This is a genomic window from Minwuia sp. (assembly GCF_048263705.1).
Classification (GTDB): Bacteria; Pseudomonadota; Alphaproteobacteria; order Minwuiales; family Minwuiaceae; genus Minwuia.
The window spans coordinates 141057-160194 of sequence record NZ_JBLXDV010000002.1 but is presented as its reverse complement, the minus strand read 5'-3'; the positions used below and the strand labels follow the sequence as shown (position 1 = coordinate 160194).

Sequence of the window (19138 nt, the reverse complement as noted above, 5' to 3'; positions counted from 1 at the left end):
ATGGATCCGAAGGAACTGGCCGAGGCGCTGGTCGCCATCAACGAGGAAGCGGGCCGTGCAATCCTGGAGATCTACGGCACCGACTTCGATTCGAAGACCAAGGACGACAGCTCGCCGGTCACCGCGGCCGACGAGAAGGCCGAGGCGATCATCCTGGAACGGCTGGACGCGCTGAACACCGGCATTCCCGTGGTGGCCGAGGAATCGGTGGCCGCCGGCAATATTCCCGACATCTCGGGCGGACGTTTCTTTCTGGTCGATCCGCTGGACGGCACGAAGGAATTCATCAACCGCAACGGCGAGTTCACCGTGAACATCGCCCTGATCGAGAATGGCGTGCCTGTCGTCGGTGCCGTTCATCTGCCCGCGCTGGACCAGAGCTACTGGGGCTATGGCAGCGGCCATGCCTTTCGCCGCAAAGGGCAGGGTCAGGCCGAACCGATCGGGGTCCGGTCCGCCGATCACGACGGCTTCGTGGTGGTCGCCAGCCGCTCCCACCGCGACAGCGCGACGGACGAATATCTCAAGGACATCCCGGTACTGGAACTCGTGTCCGCCGGTTCGTCGCTGAAGCTCTGCCGGCTGGCCGAAGGTGCCGCCGACATGTATCCGCGTCTGGGCCGGACCATGGAATGGGATATCGCCGCCGGGCATGCGGTGCTCGCCGCGGCAGGCGGGGTGATCCAGGTGATCGACGGCGGAGAGGTCGCAGGTGACGTCGGCCACCCGCTGACCTATGGCAAGCCGGGCTTCGAGAATCCGTTCTTCGTCGCGCGGGGCGGGTGAGCGTCAGAACTGCGCCAATGCCTGATCCAGATCGGCGATGATGTCGTCGATGGTCTCGATGCCGATCGACAGACGCACCACGTCCGGGCCTGCACCGGCTGCGATCTGCTGATCCCCTGTCAGTTGCCGGTGCGTGGTGGAGGCGGGGTGCAGGATCAGGCTCCTGGTCTCGCCGATGTTGGCCAGGTGGGAGAACAGGTTGACGCTTTCGACCAGCTTCACACCCGCATCGTAACCGCCCTTCAGGCCGAAGGTGAAAAGCGGGGCCGCGCCCTTCGGCAGATATTTCTTCTGCAGCGTTTCGTATTTCGCACCGGGCAGTCCGGCGAAGGATACCCAGTCCACCTGATCGTGGTCGGCGAGATATTCGGCGACTTGCTGCGCATTGGCCGTGTGGCGCTCCATCCTCAGCGGCAGGGTCTCGATCCCGGTCAGGATCAGAAAGGCGTTGAACGGCGACAGTGCCGGACCCAAGTCGCGCAGGCCGACCGCGCGGCCATAGGCCGTGACGGCAAAACGCCCGAACGTCTCGTAGAAGTTCAGGCCGTGATAGGCGGGACAAGGCGCAGCGATGGACGGGAACCGCCCGCTGGCCGCCCAGTCGAAGTCGCCGCTCTCGACAATGACGCCGCCGACGGAATTGCCATGGCCCCCCAGATATTTGGTCGCCGAATGCACCACCAGATCCGCCCCCCAGTCGAAGGGTCGGCATCCCCACGGCGATGCGCAGGTATTGTCGACGATCAGCGGGATGCCATGCGCATGGGCGATCTCGACGAACCGTTCGATATCGGTGATCACTCCGCCGGGATTGGAACTGCTCTCGATGAAGATGGCCTTGGTCTTTTCGTCGATGGCGGCGGGAAAACTGTCGGGATCGTCCGGATCGCAGAAGGTGCAGTGCCAGCCCATTTTCTGGAACGTCGTGCCGAACTGCGTGATCGACCCCCCATACAGTTTGCTGGACGCGACGAAGTTCTCGCCCGGTTCCAGCAGCGCGAACATCAGCACCATCTGCGCCGCGTGGCCGGATGCCACCGCCAGCGCCGCCGCCCCGCCTTCCAGCGTCGCGACACGTTCCTCAAGCACCGACACGGTCGGATTCGTCAGGCGTGTGTAGATGTTCCCGAAGGTCTGCAGGTTGAACAGGCTGGCGGCCTGGTCCACGTCCTCGAAGACGTAGGACGAGGTCTGATAGATCGGCGTTGCCCGCGCACCTGTCACAGGGTCCGGAGATGCCCCCGCATGCACCGCAATCGTCTCGAATCCATAGTCGCTTTTCTGCGTCATCCCGCACCCCCGTTGCGCAGTTCCGTCCCTGACTCAATCGCCAACTGCCGGACTGTCACCCCCGGTTTATCCGGGGGCCTTTCTGAATATCCTACACGCACGGTGTTCGCCGTATCGTCTGTTGCCCCCGCACGGTGGCGGGGGTGACAGTCCGTGCGTATGACCGTTTCAATCAAGTGCTGCACCTTCCTTGAGCTTGGCCAGAATGGCAGGATCGCTGGCCTCAGCGCAACGGCACTTGCTTGCCACACAAAAAAATCCTTGTGTGGCAAGTGCTGGAGGATTACTTTGCCACACAGAAATTTTTTTTGTGTGGCAAAGTCTGATGATCGACGTTCGAAGACATTCACATACGGCGACGGCAGCCTATCATGATCTCATTACTCTGCTTCTCGACGAAGCCGTGTCGGAGATTCGTGGCAAGCCCATGCTGCGGCGTCGCGGTGAGCGAGGCTACTGGTATGACCGCTACCGGATCGGGACTGATATCAAGGAACGCTATCTTGGCGAGGATTCCGAAAACCTCAGGCGAAGGGTCGAACGCCACGAGGAATTGAAAGCCGAGCGCGAGGGAAGAAGCCGTGAGAGAATCCGGCTGGTCCGGCTGTTGCGCAGCGAGCGTTTTCTGGGTGCCGATGGTCCGACGGGCAGTCTGATGTCCGCCATGGCGCGAACAGGCCTTTTCCGGCTGGGAGGTGTTCTCGTCGGGACGAACGCTTTCCGCCAGTATGAAGGAGAACTGGCGATCCGCCTGCGGATGGATCAGGCAGCGATGACCGACGATATCGACATTGCCAGTTTCGAACGGCTGTCACTCGCGCTGGAAGACCATGTTGATCCGGGCTTGGAGGATGTATTCCGTGACTTCGATTTCGCGCCCGTGCCGGGCCTCGCACCCGCTGATGTCTGGCGATGGAGACAGGGGAATGGCGGGGCGCTCGTGGAGTTTCTAACTCCGTCGTTCCGGGAAGACGAGGGAATCAGGCCGCTGGGCGCTCTTGGTGTCAGCGCCCAGTCTCTGCACCATCTGAACTTCCTGATCGCCGATCCCGTTCATGCGGCGCTGGTCTATCGCGATGGCGTTCTGATCAGGATACCTCGGCCGGAACGCTTCGCCATCCACAAACTAATTGTTGCCGACCGACGCAAGGATGGTCCGGACAGCCTGAAAGCCAGGAAAGACCTTATGCAAGTCGGGATACTCGTCTCGGTTCTTTCCGAGGACCGTCCCGGCGATCTGAAGGAAGCTTACGAAGACGCCCTGTCGCGTGGCCCGGCCTGGCGGCATCGGATCGAAGCGAGTCTCGCGCGCCGACCCGACATTGCCGGGGTGTTGGAAACGCTGTGACTGCACCGGATCAGGCGTAGTCAGCCTCGTCGTAAGTGTGCAACGCGTTGTTGAAGCGTGAAAACAGGTTGGCCAGACCGATGACCTGGGTCAGCGCGATCACGCCGTCATTGCCGAGACCGTCCTTCAATTGCGCCAGCAGATCGTCGGGCGTCCGGCCCGGCTTGCCGGCGACGTGCTCGGCGTAGCGGATCGCGGCTTTCTCCAGGTCCGAGAAAGCGGTGCTGCCGGCGGCGTCCGCCAGGTCCGCGATCTGCTGTTCGCTGACGCCTTCCTTGCGGGCTTCCGCCGTGTGGTTGGCGACGCAAAGCTTGCAGCCGGCCAGCATGGCCGTGCGCAGATAGACGATCTCGCGCAGCTTCGGATCCAGCGGGCAGTCGTAGATCACTGCGCGCGAGAAGGCGGAGAATGCCTCCAGCGCCTCGGGCTGCGTGGCCATGAAGGCGAAGGACATTGGGACCTTCGACCATTGCTTGCGCAACGTGTCGAGCACCGCGCGCTGGTCGGGTTTCGCATTGCGCAGGCTGACCGGTTCGATGATGCGATCCATGGTTCAGACCCGCCGTTGCCGTTTCGAGGAAATCACGCCGGTGTTGACGCCCATCCAGCCGATCTCGCCCGATAGTCGGCCGAACTCGATCTTGGGGCAGCGGTTCTGGATCACGGTCAGGCCCGCCGCGCGCGCCTTCGCGGCAGCCGCATCGTGGCGCACGCCAAGCTGCAGCCAGAGCGTCTTCGCGCCGATCTCGATGGCTTCGTCGGCGATGGGCGGGATGGCGTCGGAATTGCGGAAGCAGTCCACCATGTCCACGGGCACGTCGATGTCCCTCAGGCCCGCGACCGCCTTCTCGCCAAGGATCTCATTGCCTGCCGCCGCTTCCTTCGGGTTGACCGGAATGACCCGGTAGCCCTTGGCCTGCAGGTATTTCATGGCGAAGAAGCTGGGTCGGTTCCAGTTGGCCGAGGCACCGACCATGGCGATGGTCTTCGTCTCGCGCAGGACGCGACGGATCTCGTCGTCGTCATAGCTCTCGTCCGGCAGCGCCGCCGCCGTGTCGGCCATCTCAGCGGTCCTCCCAGACCGGATCGCGCTTGTCGATGAAGGCCTGGATGCCTTCACCCGCATCGTGTGCGGCAAGGTTTTCCAGCATGACCTCGGAGGCGTAGGCATAGGCCTCGCCCAGCGTCGGTTGCTGAAGCTGCTCGTAGAAGGCGCGCTTGCCGATCTTCAGCGTGTAGGAGGACTTCGACGCAATGCGTTTGGCGAGCGTCATCACGGCCTCGTCCAGATCGGCGAGCGGCACCGCCCTGTTGATCAGGCCGAACCGGATGGCGTCGTCGGCATCCACCATCTCGCCGGTCAGCAGCATTTCCATCGCATGCTTGCGGCTGACGTTGCGCGACAGCGCCACCATCGGCGTGTGACAGAACAGGCCGATGTTCACGCCGGGCGTGCCGAAGCGCGACCCGTCCTCGGCGATGGCCAGATCGCAGCTCGCGACAAGCTGGCAGCCGGCGGCGGTGGCGATGCCGTGCACCCGCGCGATCACCGGCTTCGGATGGTTGACGATGGTCTGCATCATGGTGCTGCACTGCGCCAGCATGGCCTTCAGGAATGGCGCGTTCCGCTGATTGCCGCGCACTTCGCGCAGATCGTGTCCCGCACAGAAGCCGGGACCCGAGCCCGCGATCACGATGACGCGGATCGAGGCATCGTCGGCCAGCCGCGCCAGTTCGTCCTGGATGCAGGTCATCAGTTCGGTCGACAGGCTGTTGAACGCGCCGGGCCGGTTGAGCGTCAGCCAGGCAATGCCATCGCGGTCCTCGCGCAGCAGAATGTCATCTGTTGCAACCTGTTGTGCCGTATCAGCCATCTTTTCTCTCCCTGAACTCTGAAACGCCATGGTAACCCAACGTCAGCGCAAGTCACAGTCCTGCCGGTCGCGTATCAGGCATCCGATATTGTGTGCCAGAATCGCGGCCTGCGCTTCGACTTCCCCGCCCGTCGCTTCGAACCGGATACCGCCGAGGCGTTTCAGGTCACCTTCATCGCCATCGCGGAAGTAGCCGCCGGCGAGTTGCCGCCACAGCGGTTTGAAGGCCGGCAGCGTGTTGTAGTCCGCGCCCGGCGGCCCGCTGCGCGGCCAGATCAGACGCTCCTCGCCCAGCCGTCCCTGAAAGCTGTAGAACGCGTCCGACGGTGGCAGAAACTCTATCCTGTAGTCGATTTCGGTCACGGGTTCGGTGATGTCATGGCCGCCCGTCATCGGCGGATCGCCGCCAACGATCAGGTAACGCAGATTGTCCTCGGTCGGGAAGCTGATGGCGCGGTGCGCTGTCCGCCCCGGCCGATAGGTGTAAAGTTCGTTGGACCGGATCGCTGCGACGATCCTGAAGCGGTCGTCGTCCGGCCAGTCGACGGTTTCGCCGATCAGATGGGTCCGCATGAAATTGTGCTGCTGCATCCAGACCGCGACCGGTCGGTCATCGTGCAGGATCAGCCGAAAGGCGGTGTAGTGGTCCAACTGGTGCCAGTCGTCCGGGTCGGACAGGATCCGCGCCGGCCACTCCTTCCACCAGGGCAGGCCCGCAACCAGACCTGAATAGCGGAACACGAAATGATAGGTCAGGGCCGTCATCATGCGCCCTGAAGGATCTTCGAACTGGTCAATCCGTCCATAGGCCACCGGTACAGGGTCGGACTGTGGGGGCGGATCATGATCGAACTGGGCGTACGGATCATCGCGCGCCGCGTTCAGTATGTCGCGGTCGACCAGTTCGACCGTGGTGCCATCGCCCAGGGTCAATGTGCCGTGGGCGATGTAGTCGGCATAGAAGCCGATGGGGCCTTCCTGCGCCGGCCCAACGAACAGGCGCGGCCGATAACGGTCAAGCAGTTGCTGCCCGCCCGCATCCGGCAGCGCATCGCTGCGCGGGTTCGCGGCGTAGTAGGCAGCAAAACCCGGGTGCTGCGAAAAGCTGCCTTCGTCCTCGCCGCACGCGGACAGCAGCAAACATAGCAACACAAGGCTGATCAGCCGGACAGGAACCGGATTGATCCTCAACCCAGCGCGCGGCGGAGGGACGCGCCCATCAGGTCGGCGAAATTGTGTTCGTAGAAGTGGTCCTTCACGGCGTCGGACGCATGCTCAAGCGACTTCTCGAAGCGGCCCAGCGGATTCCGGCCGCCCTCGACATGTGGATAGTCCGACGAGAACAGCGGCACTTCCATGCCCGCCTGCTCGGCGATCCAGCCCGCGTCCTCGGTCGGGTAGGGGGTGACGCGCACCTGACGCCTTACATATTCGGACGGGCGCATGGGCAGGTTCTTCAGGCGCTGCTCGTGGCGCTGGAAGGCCTCGAAGGCCGAGTCCATGTATTTCATCCAGCTTGGTACCCAGCTCGCGCCCAGTTCGATGACGCCGAACTTCAGGTCGGGGAAGCGCTCCATCACGCCGTCCAGGATCATGGTTGCCAGCGTTTGCTGGATCGGGTTCGGGATCGCCATGTAGTCGATGGAGCGGAAGTTCTCCGCCCCGCCGTGAAAGTCGGGCTCCATCGGCAGGCCGTTCTGGAAGTAGGTCCGGTCGAAGAAGTTTCCGCCCGAACCGACGTGGAAGACGATGGGGATGCCGGCTTCCTCGGCCTGCGCCCAGACGGCGTCCAGCGCGATGTGGCTGGGGCTGTGATGCTTCGGGCAGGCGGCGGCAATCAGCAGCGAGTCCGCGCCATCGCGCAACAACGCGCGCGCCACCTTCGGCGCGCGCTCCAGGTCCATCAGCGGGACATAGCAGGTCGACAGCAGCCGCTTGTCCACGGCGCAGAAATCCAGCATCGCGCGGTTGTGTGCCTCGGCCATGCCGTAGGCGAAGTCCGCATCGTCGTCATGCTCGGCGCGCTGCAGCGGTTCATTGGTGAAGGTGTTGAAGACCAGTTGCGACGCGAACCCCAGCAGGTCCAGTGCCTTGGGCCGGTCGGCCTTCAGCGTTGCGCCGATGGCCTTCCAGTTCTTGCGGTTCATCAGTTCGGCTTCATCCTGCGCGCGATAATCGGCGTCGCCATGCAGGGCCAGATCCTCGGCGATGCGTTCGTCCTCGCCCGGCGCGACCGAGCCGACAAAGATGTCCTTCAGGCGTTGACAGGTGGCATCGTCGGCGAATTCACTCAGCCAGTCCGGCGTTTCCATGATGTGCGCGTCGGCGTCATGATAGGTGCGTCCCTCGGCATATGGCATCGTGATGTCTCCCCGGTCGTTGCGTCTGTCGGCCAGGTACAATAGGTCATCGTCTGACCGCTGAGAATGGCTGAACGCACAGGGCAGGGAGCGCCGGAATGGCTACGGAACCGCGTCTGCATGTCGATACCGACCTGAAGGCAGGTGGCGAGATCGCGCTGGAGAAGGATCAGGCGCATTATCTGCGCAACGTGATGCGGCTGGGTCATGGCGCGACCCTGAAACTGTTCAACGGCCGCGACGGGGAATGGCGCGCGGCCATCGATCATGTCTCCAAGAGCCGGGTCGATGTCGCGCTGCTGGATCAGGTGCGCGCTCAGGCCGAAGAACCCGATCTCTGGCTGCTGTTCGCGCCGATCAAGGGCAAGCGGGTGGACACGATCGCCGAGAAGGCGGGTGAACTCGGCGCATCGGAAATCCGGCCCGTCCTGACCGAACGCACGGTGGTCGGTCGCGTGAACACCGAACGCCTGGCCGCGAATGCGCGCGAGGCGGCGGAGCAGTGCGAGCGGCTGACACTGCCGACCGTTCACGAACCGCAGAAACTCGAAACCGTGATCGCGGCCTGGCCGGAGGACCGGCAATTGCTGTTTGCCGACGAGCGCGCAAACGCCGCCCCCATCGCCGAGGCGCTCGCGCAGTGCTGCCCGGGTGGCAGGTGGGCCGTGCTGATCGGGCCCGAGGGCGGGTTCTCCCCGTCCGAGCAGCAGATGATCCGCGCGCTGCCGCAATCGGTGCCGGTCAGTTTGGGACCGCGGCTGCTGCGGGCGGATACCGCCGCGTTTGCCGCGCTCGCGCTCTGGCAGGCGCACCTCGGCGACTGGCGCAATGGTGATGGTGGTTTCGAATGATTCCCTTTTGCTCGAATCCGCCCTAGGTTCGGGCCCTCAGGGTGAGGAAATACGGAGCAACGGAATGTCGACCATGATCGACTCGGCGGAGGGGCGCGCCCTCTCATCGACCATCGTCGAGAGCCGTGACCAGCTGGTCGCCTATATCGAATCCGGTGCCAAGCCCCGCGACACCTGGCGCATCGGGACCGAACACGAGAAGTTCGGCTTCGATCTGAAGACCCTGCAGCCCATCCCCTATGCCGGCCCGTCCGGCGTGCACGCCATGTTCGAAGGCCTGAAGCGTTTCGGCTGGCAGCCCCTTCAGGAAAAGGGCAACACGATCGCCATGGCCATGGACGGGCAGGCGATCAGCCTGGAACCCGGCGGACAGTTCGAACTGTCGGGCGCGCCGCTGCATACGCTGCACGAGACCTGTTCCGAGGTGAACACCCATCTGGCGCAGGTGAAAGAGGTTGCCGCCGAGATCGGTGTCGGCTTCATCGGGCTGGGCTTTCACCCGACTGCCACGCGCGCCGATTTCGACATGATGCCCAAGCCCCGCTACGACATCATGAAGGCCTACATGCCGACCAAGGGGGGCAAGGGCCTGGACATGATGTTCCGCACCTGCACCGTGCAGGTGAACCTCGACTTCGGCTCCGAGGCCGACATGGTCGAGAAGTTCCGCATCGGCATGGCGTTGCAGCCGATCGCCACCGCGCTGTTCGCGAACTCGCCGTTCAGGGAAGGCAAGCCGAGCGGCAAGCTCAGCCTGCGCTCCGACGTCTGGACCGATACCGATCCGGATCGCTGTGGCAACCTGCCGTTCGTCTTCGAGGACGGGTTCGGCTTCGAGCATTATGTGGACTACGCCCTTGATGTGCCGATGTATTTCGTCCACCGGGACGATCAGGGCTATATCGACACGTCCGGCCAGTCGTTCCGCGATTTTCTGGACGGCAGGCTGCCCGGCTATCCCGGTCACAAGCCGACCCTGAAGGACTGGGACAATCACCTGACGACCATCTTCACCGAAGTGCGGATGAAGAAATTCCTGGAGATGCGTGGCGCCGATGGCGGCCCCTGGGCGCGGATCTGCGCGCTGCCGGCGCTCTGGGTCGGGCTGCTGTACGACCAGATGGCGCAGAACGCGGCACTGGACCTGATCCGCGGATGGCGCGCCACAGATGTCGATGCCCTGCGCAATGCCGTGCCGGAGCAGGGCTTTGCCACCCCGACGCCCGATGGCCGCACCGTCCGGGACGTCGCCGCCGACATGCTCACCATCGCCGACAGGGGCCTTGCCGCCCGCGCGAAGATCGACGGCATGGGCCAGGACGAACGGCATTTCCTCGGCACCCTGCGCCACATGGTCGACGAAAACCGCTCCATGGCCGACGAGTTGCTGGAGAAGTATCACGGCCCGTGGAACGGCGACGTCAGCCGCGTGTTCAGCGAATACGCGTATTAGGCACCTCTTGCACGCGGCAGCCTGACACATCATCGTCTCACCATGAGCCAACGTTTCCAACTCGTGCTGCTGGCCCTGTTCGTCCTCGCGGCAACGGGGTTCAGCGCTTGGCGGCACTATCATCCGCCCGAGAGTCCTGCGCTGGTTGACGATCTGGATGATGTGGGCCGTCCGCCTGCCGGCTGGGTCCCGAAGCATTTTCTGCCCGCGCCGATCGTGAAGGGGCGGGAGATGGCTGTCGCACCGAAGACGCCGACGCTGGAGAAGAAGCAGACCTTCTTCGACACGCTGCGCCCGGTCATCCGCCAGGAGAACGGCCGCATTGCCGAACTGCGCGCGAAGCTGCTGCTGGCCCATGCGGCGGACGAGACGCCGGCGTGGGTCGCCGATGTCGCGCGGACCTATCGGATCGACTGGACGGGGACCGAATGGGATGCGCTGCTGGCGCGGGTCGATATCGTGCCGCTGACCCTGATGCTGGCGCAGGCGGCCAACGAGTCGAGCTGGGGCCAGTCCCGCTTCGCGCGGCAGGGCAACAACATCTTCGGCATGTGGTGTTTCCGGCCCGGCTGCGGGATCATTCCGGCACGGCGCGCCGTCGGCAAGACCCACGAGGTGGCGGCCTATGCCAATGTGAACGCCTCCGTTCGCGCCTATCTGCACGCGATCAACACCGTCGGTGCCTATGCGTCGCTCAGGAAACTGCGCGCAAAGATGCGTCTGGCCGGCCGCAGGCTGGATGCGAACCGTCTGGCCGGTGGCCTAACGCGCTATTCCGAACGCGGCCAGGCCTATGTGCGCGAAATCCGCAACATGATCCGCGCAAATCGCAGCCTGATGCTGGGCGTGCCGAAGCCGGGCTGAACATCTAGGCCGCCGGATACCAGCTCGGCTTGCGCTTCTCGACAAAGCTGACGAGGCCTTCGCCGGCCTCGTCGGTCAGGCGCTTCATCGCGTGCTCGTTGGCCAGGTCGTGCGCCAGATCGTCATCGATCAGCAGGTTGCCGAACTGGCGGATGCGCGCCTTGGTCTGGGCCAGCGCATCGGGCGGGCAGTGCAGCAGGTTCTCTACCATCGGCGCCACGGTGGCATCCAGATCGCCGGTGGCGCAGACCTCGTCGACCAGCCCGAGTTCCAGGGCCTTGGCCGCGCTGAACCGTTCGCAGGTCAGGGCGTAGCGACGCACGTTCTTCGCGCCCATGCGGGCGACAAGCTGCGGGATGATCGGTCCGGCCATCAGACCCCAGCGCGCCTCGGTGATGGAGAAGATGGCGTCCTCCGAGGCGATGACGATATCAGAGGCCGCGACGATGCCGGTACCGCCGCCGAAGCACCCGCCGTGCACCAGCGAGATCACCGGCCTGGGGAAAGCGTCCAGACCGCGCACCGCGTTGGTGGTGTCCATCGACACCTCGACGTTCGCCGCGACAGGTCTGTCCCGGCAGGCGAGAATCCATTTCAGGTCGGCGCCGGCCTGGAAGTGTTTTCCGTTGCCCCTGATCAGCACCAGACGCACCCGATCGTCGCCTGCCAGTGTGCCGAAAGCGTCAAGCAGGCCCTTGATCATTTCGCTGTTGTAGGCGTTGTTCACCGCCGGGCGGTTGATGGTCACGGTTGCGACGCCGCGCGCGTCAATGTCGGTGAGAACGAGCGATTCGGACATGGATGGACAGGCTCCTGACAATTGGATTCGCGTCAAGCATAGACGGACGCGACGGCAATGTCCGCTCGCGGAACTGAGGTATTGAAATGCCCCTGCCAAAGCTTCAGTTTCGTCCCGGTATCCATCAGCAGGCAGGATCGAACGGAGCCGTCCCTGTAGAATGTCAACGGTCAACATCCAGTACGATGCCGCGCGCGAGCTGGTCATCTTCACCGCAATCGGGTTGCTGACGATCGAGGATTTCATCGCCGCCGGCGATGCCCATTTTCTGAATCACGCGACTTCCTGTTCGATCTGGGATCTGCGCAAGGCGGACCTGAGCTCCATACGGCTGGACAACATGCACGCGCTGTCCAGGCGCTCGGCCGATGTCTCGAAATCGCGGCCCGATCCCCGCACCGCGCTGGTTGTCGATGACGATGGAAAGCGCGCATTGGTGCGTCTCTACGAGGCGCTGGCGGAATCCACGGGGACCCCGGTGATCTATCGGATATTCGGGACTCTGGAAGACGCCGTCGAATGGATCGATCAGGAACGCGGGAGCTGATCCCGGCTCATGTGCGGTCGTTCCCTGACCGTGCGACCGGATTCCTGCCGCATCAGAACCACCATTTGATCATGGCAGTCAGACGGTTGTTGGCTCTGGCAAGCGCCCGTTTTTTCTGATTGTATCACAAAGGAATTGTGCAACCGTTCGGAAAGGGAGGGCACGTATGGCTGATGTGAATGTCCACCAGGATCCGATATCCGATCTGGTCGTTTTCAGGGTCACCGGGATGCCGGAGGCTGCCGAACTGATCGACGTGGCGTCGGCGCATTTCCGTCAGACCCCCTCCAGGTACGTGCTCTGGGATCTGCGGCAGGCGGAAATGAACGCGATCACGCTGGAGGACATGCGCGAGCTTGCACGCCGCGCATCCGACTTCGCCGACGCGCGCCGTACGCCCCATACGGCGATTGTCGTGGGCGACCAGAGCAAGCGCCTGCTGATGCGGCTCTACGAAGCTGTTGCCGAGAACGAACAGGCAAACGTGATCTACCGGATTTTCGATGAACCTGGCGAAGCGTATGACTGGTTCGGCGCTGCGGGCATGAGGCGCAATTGCGCCTGAATGTGGGCTCTGCAAAAGTTCTGTTTACGTTCCGGCAATTCCGGGGCTAATGTGCGGCCATCATGGTTGCCCGTATCGCCACAGTTTCCTTTCAGGGATTTCGCGCCCGGCACGTCGATGTGCAGGTCCAGATTTCCCCGCAGATGGCCGCATTCACCATCGTCGGCCTGCCGGACAAGGCCGTTGCCGAGAGCCGGGAGCGGGTCCGTTCGGCGCTGGACGCCATCGGCCTGGGCCTGCCGCCGAAGCGGATCACGGTCAACCTGTCGCCCGCCGACCTGCCCAAGGAAGGCAGTCACTACGATCTGCCCATTGCGTTGTCGTTGCTGACCGCGATGGATGTGCTGCCGCGTGAGGAGATGGCCCGGTTCGTGGCGCTTGGCGAACTGGCGCTGGACGGGCAGATCGCGCCCGTTGCCGGTGTCCTGCCTGCGGGCGTTGCAGCCGCCGAGAAGGGCATGGGTCTGATCTGTCCGGCAGAGTGCGGCGGCGAGGCCGCGTGGGCCGGCGATATCGATATCGTTGCCGCGCGCGACCTGCTGGCGATCGTCAATCATTTCAAGGGCTCCCAGATCCTGCAGTCCCCGCAGCCCGGCCCGGTCGATACGGATGCGGGCGGCCCCGACCTGCGCGACATAAAGGGGCAGGAAAGCGCCAAGCGGGCGCTGGAGATCGCAGCCGCCGGGGGGCACAACCTGCTGATGATGGGACCGCCGGGCTCGGGCAAGTCGATGCTGGCGGCGCGGCTGCCCGGTCTGCTGCCGCCGCTGGAACCCGCCGAAGCGCTGGAAGTCTCGATGATCCGCAGTCTGGCCGGTGAACTGACCGGGGGACAGCTCAGCCGGCGGCGGCCGTTCCGCAACCCGCACCATTCGACCTCGACGCCCGCGCTGGTCGGCGGCGGGCTGAAGGTTCGACCGGGAGAGATATCGCTGGCCCATCGCGGGGTGCTGTTCCTGGACGAACTGCCAGAGTTTCCGCGTCCGGCGCTGGAGGCGCTGCGGCAGCCGCTGGAAACCGCCGAGGCCGTCGTGGCGCGGGCCAACGCGCATGTCACCTACCCGGCACGGGTGCAGCTTGTCGCAGCGATGAACCCGTGCCGCTGCGGTCATCTGGACGATCCCGAACGTGCCTGCAGCCGCGCGCCGCGCTGCGCCGCCGACTATCAGGCGAAGATTTCCGGACCCCTGATCGACCGTATCGATCTGGTGATCGATGTGCCCGCCGTTTCGGCCGCAGACCTGTCGCTGCCGCCCGCCGCCGAAGGCTCGGAAGCCGTTGCGGCGCGGGTCGCCGACGCCCGGCGGATTCAGGCCGGACGTGCAGATCGTCTGGACATGGCCGGACGCACCAACGCCGAGGTCGATGGGGAGGCCCTGCTGCGGGTCGCGACGCCGGAGCCCGAAGCGCAGGCGCTGCTGACCGACGCGGCGGACCGGCTGAAACTTTCGGCGCGCGGCTACACCCGTGTGATCCGGGTCGCGCGCACGATCGCGGACCTTGCCGGCTCCCAGGGAGTGAAGCGTGGTCACATCGCCGAGGCGCTGACCTACCGCCGCCGGGGCGCGGTCAACTGAGCCGCCTGTGATCGCGGGCATTTTCGCCAGTTTGCATGCAGTTACATATCATTTATCAATGTAGTGCATGAATATTGCAGGGGCGGTCGTGGTCGGGCGTGTCGCCCGCCGGACGGGTGGCGAAATGAAACGGTTCTGCCATTCGGACCGGAACGGAACGCGGTTTTGCGGACACATCGTGTTGCGTTTCAAGACAGGCAGAAGCCGCAGCGCGTTGCGTTCGGTTGAATCGTTGCGGTCCAACTGTTCAACAGGACGCTCTAGTCACCGGAGAATTGGGTGATCGATATCGGACCAGAAAGGACGCGACAACGGCATTCGTTGGGGCGGTTGCGATACTTCGCGCCGCTGCTGGCGGTGGCTGGTATTGGCGTCATTCTGTGGATATTCAATGCTGATCTCTTCGCCGGGGAAGCCGAAATCACGCTCGGTCCCAAGTCCATCAGCGCGCTGGTCATCACGGTGGTCCTGATCATGGGCATCCTGATCGAGGACGCCCGGCGGAAATACATGCGTCTGAACGTCCAGGCCCGCCGCATGGGCGAGATGGCCGATCGCCTGTCGGAGACTGTCGAGGCGCTGAACGACATGAACTCGACGCTGCGTGCGAACGAGGAACGCTATCGCGGTCTGGTCGAAACCCAGCATGACCTGATCCTGCGGCTGGATACACAGGGCCGGCTGACCTTCGCCAACGAGGCGCTGACGCGCACGTTCGGGCTGGGCGGGGATGCCACCGTGGGGCAGGTGTTCTCGCCCCGGGTCGCCGATGACGAGGGGGCCGAGGGTTTCGACATGGAGCGGGTGCTTCAGCCGCCCTACCGCGCGGTCTATGACCAGCGCGTCATGACCGACAACGGCTATCGCTGGATATCGTGGGAGGATGTGGCACTTCGGGATCCGGACGGCCGCATCCAGGAGATTCAGCGCGTCGGCCGGGACATCACCGATCGCAAGGTGCAGGAACAGGAACTGGAGGAAGCGCGCGATCTGGCCGAGGCCGCGAATCGCGCCAAGTCCGGCTTCCTCGCCACCATGAGCCACGAGATCCGCACGCCCATGAACGGCGTCATCGGCATGACCAGCCTGCTGCTGGATACCAAGCTGACGGCCGAGCAGAAGAACTATGCCGAGGCGGTGCAGGAGTCCGGGCAGTCGCTGCTCACGCTGATCAATGACATTCTGGATTTCTCGAAGATCGAAGCCGGTTTCCTTGAACTGGAAGAGATCGACGTGGATGTCGCCAATCTGGCCGAGCGGATTGCGGAACTGCTGGCCCCGCGCGCCTATGAGCGGGGAATCGAACTGGCGACCCAGATCGATCCGGCGGTGCCGCGCAATCTGATCGGCGATCCGGGCCGGTTGCGTCAGGCGCTGGTCAATCTGGTCGGCAACGCCGTGAAGTTCACCCACGAGGGCGGCGTCGTGATCGCCATGCGCATGCTGGGCGACGAGGACGGCATGGCGAAGCTGCGCGTCGAGGTGATCGACAGCGGCATCGGTGTGCCGGAGGACAAGCAGCGTGCCCTGTTCGAGGAGTTCACGCAGGTCGATTCGTCGGTCTCCCGCCGCTACGGCGGCACGGGTCTGGGTCTGGCCATCACCCGGCGCATCGTCGAGAAGATGGATGGCGAGATCGGCATCATTTCGGAAACCGGCAAGGGCAGCACGTTCTGGTTCGAGGTGAAGCTGAAACATGCCCGGGGCGCGGTGGAGAGCACACCTGTCGCGCGGCTGACGGATGCCCGCGTGCTGATCGCCGACGCAAACCATATTTCGAGATGGGTTCTGAGCGATCACATCATCGATTCCGGGGGCATTGCAGACGTGGCCAAGACCGGTGCCGAGGCACTGGCCAAGCTGACCGGTGCGGCGGCCAGCGGTACGCCCTACACCGCCGTGCTGTATGACGGCGGGCTTGAAGACATCCCGGTCCATGAATTCGTTGAGCGGGTCCGGGCGGACGAGAAAGTCGCGGACACGCGCCTCGTGGTTTCGGTCCCGGCCGCCCGGCGCGGCGAGACCGACGACCTGAAGGATGCCGGTTATGACGCCTATCTGATCAAGCCGATCCGCCGCCTGTCGCTGCAGCGCCAGATCGTGAGTGCGCCGGAAGTCGAGATCGAACCGGATGCGCCGGAGGCTGTGCCGAGTCCGGGTCAGCCGTCCGCCAAGGCTTCCGAAGGGCCCCTCCGGATCCTGCTGGCCGAAGACAATGAGATCAACCAGATGCTGGCGCTGGCGCTGCTGGGCAAGCAGGGCCATCAGGTGACCCCGGTGGTCAATGGTGCCGAGGCCATAGAAGCCGCCGAAAAGGACGAGTTCGATCTGGTCCTGATGGACATCCACATGCCCGAAGTCGACGGTCTGGAGGCCACCCGGAAGATCAGGGAGATCCGGGCCGGCGAACTTGATCTGCCGATCATCGCCCTGACGGCCAACGCGATGGCCGAGGACAAGCAGATGTGTCTGGATGCGGGGATGGACGACTATCTGGCCAAGCCCATCAATGAAGCCGAACTGAATCGCGCGCTGGAACACTGGCGCCCGGGACGCAGCGCAGGCCCGCGCGACTGAACCGGCGCTTCCCCGACGTGTCCCCGACGTGATAGGAAACGAACTCGTTTTCCTGGGGAGCTTTTGTCCATGCGCGATCTGCAACAGCCCGGCCGTTCGGTCGTCCACGCGACCAATGGTGCCGCCGCGACCAGTCATCCGTTTTCGACCCTTGCGGCGATGGAAATCCTGCAGGCGGGCGGCAACGCCATCGACGCGGCGGTCGCGGCCTGTGCGGTACAGTGTGTGGTCGAGCCCATGTCCACCGGCATCGGCGGCGACTGCTTCGTGCTGCTGCAGAAGGGCGGGCAGGGGCCGGTCATCGGGCTGAACGGGTCGGGCCATGCGCCGGGCAAGCTGACGGCGGACCACCTGCTGGATCAGAACATCACCCAGATTGGTCTCGAAAGCCCCCATTCGATCACCGTGCCCGGTGCCGTCGACGCGTGGTGCCGCCTGCTGGACGATCACGGCACGATGGGCATCGATCGCGTGCTGCAGCGCGCGATCAGCTATGCCGAGAACGGCTTCGCCATCACGCCGCGCGTGTCGGTGGACTGGTCGCGCAACATTGACCGCCTGAGCGGCGACGCCAATTCCGCGGCACAATATCTGAACAATGGCCAGAGCCCTGCCGTCGGGTCTGTGTGGAAGTCGCCGGAACTTGCCGGCACGCTGAAGAAGATCGCCGAAAAGGGGCGCGCCGGATTCTACGAAGGCGATGTCGTCTCGGATATCGTCAGCTATCTGAACTCGATCGATGCCGTCCACACGATCGACGATTTCGCCGCGCAGAAGTGCGAATACGTCGATCCGATCAGCAGCGAGTATGCGGGCCGCAGCGTGATGGAGATTCCGCCGAACGGGCAGGGGATCACCGCGCTGCTGATGCTGAACATCCTGAAAGGCTTCGATCTGAATGCCTACGATCCGGTCAGCGTGGAGCGGCTGCACATCGAGGCCGAGGCGACCCGGCTCGCCTTTGCCGAACGGGACAAGCATGTGGCCGATCCGCGTCAGGCCGATGTGCCGGTCGATTACCTGCTCTCGGACGAACTCGCATCCGAACTGCGCGACCGGATCTCGCTCAGCAAGGCGATGGCCGATCCGGCGAAGACGACCGGCCCGATCTATCGCGACACGGTCTATCTGACCGTCGTGGACAGGGATCTGAACGCGGTATCCTTCATCAACTCGCTGTATTTCTCGTTCGGATCCTGCAAGACCGCGCCGAAATCGGGCGTGCTGCTGCAGAACCGCGGGGCGGGTTTCGTGGTCGACAAGGACCACCCCAACTGCGTCGCGCCGCACAAGCGTCCGCTGCACACCATCATTCCGGGGATGGTGCTGGGGGGCGACGGACGTTGCGAGCTCAGCTTCGGCGTGATGGGCGGCGGCTATCAGCCGGTCGGCCATGCGCACCTGCTGACCAACATCTTCGACTACGGCATGGACGTGCAGGAAGCCATCGACTGTCCGCGCACCTTCCATGTCGGCGGCAAACTGGATGTCGAGCGCTCCGTCCCCGATGCCGTCCGTCAGGGGCTGGCCGATCTGGGGCATCCGGTGAACGAGCCGGAGATGCCCTGGGGCGGTGCGCAGGCGATCCGCATCGACCATGCGAACGGCACGCTGGCTGCCGGATCCGACCCGCGCAAGGACGGCTGCGCGATGGGATACTGATACGCGCCACCACGGAGAGGAAACGGGGAGAGACGATATGAACGAGATGAGCAGACTGTCGGTGGCCCTGCCGCCGGACGCGGCACCGGAACTGGTCGAGGATGTCGATTTCGACGATGAGCGGCAGTGGATGTCGGGCGGCGAAAACATCTGGATCCGCCCGCTGTTCTTCAACGTGCTGCAGGGCATGTGGGTCAACATCCTGAAGGCGAAGGGTGAGGGCGTCATCAGCCGCCACCGGCATCCGGCGCCTGTCACCGGCTACACGCTGGAGGGGACCTGGGGCTATGTCGAACACGACTGGATCGCCCGGCCCGGCACCTTCATCTACGAACCCGCGGGCGAGACGCACACGCTGTTCGCCAAGGGCGAGGCCGGTCACATGACGGTGCTGTTCCACAACTTCGGACCGATCCTCTATGTCGACGAGAACGGCCAGCAGACCGGTTTCGAGGATGTGTTCACGCGTCTGGACAAGTACCGGAACCACTGCCGGTCGGTCGGACTGGGCGATGATTTCGTGCAGAAACTGATCCGCTGACCGACGCGACGCCCAGCCCCCAGGGCACCTACGGCAACCGCGGC

18 protein-coding genes are annotated in these 19138 nt (G+C 64.2%); 11 read left to right on the top strand and 7 right to left on the bottom strand.

The annotated features are described in order from the left end of the window. Positions 1–786: a 3'(2'),5'-bisphosphate nucleotidase CysQ gene (gene cysQ / locus ACN0X7_RS03165; RefSeq protein WP_417514027.1), complete on the top strand. Its 786-nt coding sequence runs from the start codon at positions 1–3 to the stop codon at positions 784–786. Between the two features lie 3 nt (positions 787–789). On the opposite strand, the gene ACN0X7_RS03160 is transcribed toward cysQ, so the two are convergent. Then, positions 790–2076, bottom strand: a complete 1287-nt coding sequence (locus ACN0X7_RS03160) for an O-acetylhomoserine aminocarboxypropyltransferase (RefSeq protein ID WP_417514025.1) — start codon at positions 2074–2076, stop codon at positions 790–792. Between the two features lie 205 nt (positions 2077–2281). On the opposite strand from ACN0X7_RS03160, the gene ACN0X7_RS03155 reads away from it, so the two are divergent. Next, positions 2282–3424: a GSU2403 family nucleotidyltransferase fold protein gene (locus ACN0X7_RS03155; RefSeq protein ID WP_417514023.1), complete on the top strand. Its 1143-nt coding sequence runs from the start codon at positions 2282–2284 to the stop codon at positions 3422–3424. A 10-nt stretch (positions 3425–3434) separates the two neighbouring features. On the opposite strand, the gene ACN0X7_RS03150 is transcribed toward ACN0X7_RS03155, so the two are convergent. Genes ACN0X7_RS03150 through ACN0X7_RS03130 form a run of 5 tightly spaced genes read right to left on the bottom strand, consistent with a single transcriptional unit; the run spans position 3435 to position 7658 of the window. Next, the gene (locus tag ACN0X7_RS03150) at positions 3435–3974 is read right to left on the bottom strand and encodes a carboxymuconolactone decarboxylase family protein (protein WP_417514022.1); all 540 of its coding nucleotides are present in this window, start codon (positions 3972–3974) and stop codon (positions 3435–3437) included. A 3-nt stretch (positions 3975–3977) separates the two neighbouring features. Beyond that, positions 3978–4487: a CoA-binding protein gene (locus tag ACN0X7_RS03145; RefSeq protein ID WP_417514020.1), complete on the bottom strand. Its 510-nt coding sequence runs from the start codon at positions 4485–4487 to the stop codon at positions 3978–3980. Position 4488: 1 nt separating this feature from the next. Then, positions 4489–5298, bottom strand: coding sequence for an enoyl-CoA hydratase (locus ACN0X7_RS03140; protein WP_417514018.1), 810 nt, complete (start codon positions 5296–5298; stop codon positions 4489–4491). A 42-nt stretch (positions 5299–5340) separates the two neighbouring features. Continuing rightward, positions 5341–6438 carry a hypothetical protein gene (locus tag ACN0X7_RS03135; RefSeq protein WP_417514016.1) on the bottom strand — a complete coding sequence of 366 codons (1098 nt, stop codon included), beginning with the start codon at positions 6436–6438 and terminating at the stop codon, positions 5341–5343. Between the two features lie 47 nt (positions 6439–6485). Further along, positions 6486–7658, bottom strand: a complete 1173-nt coding sequence (locus tag ACN0X7_RS03130) for an amidohydrolase family protein (RefSeq protein WP_417514014.1) — start codon at positions 7656–7658, stop codon at positions 6486–6488. Positions 7659–7756: 98 nt separating this feature from the next. Between ACN0X7_RS03130 and ACN0X7_RS03125 the strand changes: the two genes are divergently transcribed. From ACN0X7_RS03125 to ACN0X7_RS03115, 3 genes are all read left to right on the top strand, one after another. Next, complete coding sequence (locus ACN0X7_RS03125) at positions 7757–8509, top strand: 16S rRNA (uracil(1498)-N(3))-methyltransferase (RefSeq protein WP_417514012.1); 753 nt, start codon at positions 7757–7759, stop codon at positions 8507–8509. A gap of 64 nt (positions 8510–8573) precedes the next feature. Beyond that, on the top strand, positions 8574–9962 hold the full coding sequence (locus ACN0X7_RS03120; RefSeq protein WP_417514010.1) for a glutamate--cysteine ligase: 1389 nt from the start codon (positions 8574–8576) through the stop codon (positions 9960–9962). A 42-nt stretch (positions 9963–10004) separates the two neighbouring features. Then, on the top strand, positions 10005–10826 hold the full coding sequence (locus tag ACN0X7_RS03115) for a glucosaminidase domain-containing protein (protein ID WP_417514008.1): 822 nt from the start codon (positions 10005–10007) through the stop codon (positions 10824–10826). A gap of 4 nt (positions 10827–10830) precedes the next feature. On the opposite strand, the gene ACN0X7_RS03110 is transcribed toward ACN0X7_RS03115, so the two are convergent. Further along, entirely contained in the window at positions 10831–11625 is a 795-nt protein-coding gene (locus ACN0X7_RS03110; RefSeq protein ID WP_417514006.1) for an enoyl-CoA hydratase-related protein, read from the bottom strand. Between the two features lie 160 nt (positions 11626–11785). Here ACN0X7_RS03110 and ACN0X7_RS03105 point away from each other — a divergent pair, with 160 nt between their 5' ends. From ACN0X7_RS03105 to ACN0X7_RS03080, 6 genes are all read left to right on the top strand, one after another. After that, complete coding sequence (locus ACN0X7_RS03105; RefSeq protein WP_417514004.1) at positions 11786–12172, top strand: hypothetical protein; 387 nt, start codon at positions 11786–11788, stop codon at positions 12170–12172. Between the two features lie 166 nt (positions 12173–12338). After that, the gene (locus ACN0X7_RS03100; protein ID WP_417514002.1) at positions 12339–12737 is read left to right on the top strand and encodes a hypothetical protein; all 399 of its coding nucleotides are present in this window, start codon (positions 12339–12341) and stop codon (positions 12735–12737) included. 62 nt (positions 12738–12799) lie between these two features. After that, the gene (locus tag ACN0X7_RS03095) at positions 12800–14314 is read left to right on the top strand and encodes a YifB family Mg chelatase-like AAA ATPase (RefSeq protein ID WP_417514000.1); all 1515 of its coding nucleotides are present in this window, start codon (positions 12800–12802) and stop codon (positions 14312–14314) included. Between the two features lie 321 nt (positions 14315–14635). Then, positions 14636–16891, top strand: a complete 2256-nt coding sequence (locus ACN0X7_RS03090) for a response regulator (RefSeq protein WP_417513998.1) — start codon at positions 14636–14638, stop codon at positions 16889–16891. Positions 16892–16960: 69 nt separating this feature from the next. After that, positions 16961–18553: a gamma-glutamyltransferase gene (ggt, locus tag ACN0X7_RS03085; protein WP_417513996.1), complete on the top strand. Its 1593-nt coding sequence runs from the start codon at positions 16961–16963 to the stop codon at positions 18551–18553. A gap of 37 nt (positions 18554–18590) precedes the next feature. Further along, entirely contained in the window at positions 18591–19094 is a 504-nt protein-coding gene (locus ACN0X7_RS03080) for a 2,4'-dihydroxyacetophenone dioxygenase family protein (RefSeq protein WP_417513994.1), read from the top strand. Positions 19095–19138: the final 44 nt, after the last annotated feature.

Bases quoted from the DNA above. Each gene is read 5' to 3' on its own strand.
- ACN0X7_RS03155 (WP_417514023.1), top strand. From the start codon at position 2,282: ATGGCAGGATCGCTGGCCTCAGCGCAACGGCACTTGCTTGCCACACAA.
- ACN0X7_RS03140 (WP_417514018.1), bottom strand. From the start codon at position 5,298: ATGGCTGATACGGCACAACAGGTTGCAACAGATGACATTCTGCTGCGC.
- ACN0X7_RS03095 (WP_417514000.1), top strand. From the start codon at position 12,800: ATGGTTGCCCGTATCGCCACAGTTTCCTTTCAGGGATTTCGCGCCCGG.
- ACN0X7_RS03110 (WP_417514006.1), bottom strand. From the start codon at position 11,625: ATGTCCGAATCGCTCGTTCTCACCGACATTGACGCGCGCGGCGTCGCA.
- ACN0X7_RS03125 (WP_417514012.1), top strand. From the start codon at position 7,757: ATGGCTACGGAACCGCGTCTGCATGTCGATACCGACCTGAAGGCAGGT.
- ACN0X7_RS03115 (WP_417514008.1), top strand. From the start codon at position 10,005: ATGAGCCAACGTTTCCAACTCGTGCTGCTGGCCCTGTTCGTCCTCGCG.
- ggt (WP_417513996.1), top strand. From the start codon at position 16,961: ATGCGCGATCTGCAACAGCCCGGCCGTTCGGTCGTCCACGCGACCAAT.
- ACN0X7_RS03150 (WP_417514022.1), bottom strand. From the start codon at position 3,974: ATGGATCGCATCATCGAACCGGTCAGCCTGCGCAATGCGAAACCCGAC.
- cysQ (WP_417514027.1), top strand. From the start codon at position 1: ATGGATCCGAAGGAACTGGCCGAGGCGCTGGTCGCCATCAACGAGGAA.
- ACN0X7_RS03145 (WP_417514020.1), bottom strand. From the start codon at position 4,487: ATGGCCGACACGGCGGCGGCGCTGCCGGACGAGAGCTATGACGACGAC.
- ACN0X7_RS03105 (WP_417514004.1), top strand. From the start codon at position 11,786: ATGTCAACGGTCAACATCCAGTACGATGCCGCGCGCGAGCTGGTCATC.
- ACN0X7_RS03160 (WP_417514025.1), bottom strand. From the start codon at position 2,076: ATGACGCAGAAAAGCGACTATGGATTCGAGACGATTGCGGTGCATGCG.
- ACN0X7_RS03100 (WP_417514002.1), top strand. From the start codon at position 12,339: ATGGCTGATGTGAATGTCCACCAGGATCCGATATCCGATCTGGTCGTT.
- ACN0X7_RS03080 (WP_417513994.1), top strand. From the start codon at position 18,591: ATGAACGAGATGAGCAGACTGTCGGTGGCCCTGCCGCCGGACGCGGCA.
- ACN0X7_RS03130 (WP_417514014.1), bottom strand. From the start codon at position 7,658: ATGCCATATGCCGAGGGACGCACCTATCATGACGCCGACGCGCACATC.
- ACN0X7_RS03120 (WP_417514010.1), top strand. From the start codon at position 8,574: ATGTCGACCATGATCGACTCGGCGGAGGGGCGCGCCCTCTCATCGACC.